Source organism: Streptomyces cacaoi (assembly GCF_006539165.1).
Taxonomy (GTDB): Bacteria; Actinomycetota; Actinomycetes; order Streptomycetales; family Streptomycetaceae; genus Streptomyces; species Streptomyces cacaoi.
Window position 1 is genome coordinate 1 of record NZ_BJMM01000180.1, and the last position, 818, is coordinate 818.

An 818-nucleotide genomic window follows, 5' to 3' on the forward strand; every position below is an offset into this window, starting at 1 on the left:
GCGGTCCGCGCGTCCAGTGCGTGGTGGGTGACGTGCACCGTGGTCTCGGTGATGCCGTACATGTTGACCAGACGCGGCGCGTCCTCCGGATGCCGCTCGTACCAGTCGGCGAGCCGGGCGGGCTCCAGCGCCTCACCACCGAAGACGACGGTGCGCAGCCGCAGCCGCCGTCCGGTCCCCGGGTCCTCCCGGTCGGCGCCGGCGAGTTGGTGGAACGCGGACGGCGTCTGGTTGAGGACGGTGACGCCCTCGTCGGCCAGCAGCCGCAGAAAGCGCGCCGGGTCCCGACTCGTCTCGAACGGCACGACCACCAGCCGCCCACCGTGCACCAGAGCGCCCCACAACTCCCACACCGAGAAGTCGAACGCATAGGAGTGGAACAACGTCCACACATCATCGGGACCGAAGCCGAACAGCCCCCGCGTCCCCGTCAACAGCCGCACCACATTACGGTGCGAGACCACCACACCCTTCGGCCGCCCCGTCGACCCCGACGTATAGATCACATACGCCGGACAGTCCGGACGCACCACCAACTCCCCAACATGAGAAGCCTTTTCGGGGCAGGGCTCCGCGAGGGCCTCCTCCAGCAGCAGACGTTCACCAGGCGCATCCGACGGGAGCGACGACACCGTCGCCGCATCCGTCACCAACAGCGCCGGACACGCATCCCCCAGCAGGAACGCCACCCGCGCCACCGGATACTCCGGATCCACCGGCACATACGCACCCCCCGCCTTCAACACCCCCAACACCGCAACCACCAGATCCACCGAACGCGGCAACACCAACGCCACCAACCGCTCAGGACCCACACC

1 protein-coding gene is annotated in these 818 nt (G+C 68.6%); it reads right to left on the reverse strand.

Features of this window, described 5'->3' with window-relative positions; all coding sequences use genetic code 11:
• Positions 1-818: AMP-binding protein (locus SCA03_RS34820; RefSeq protein ID WP_141275909.1), on the reverse strand; the 818-nt coding region annotated here is incomplete at both ends.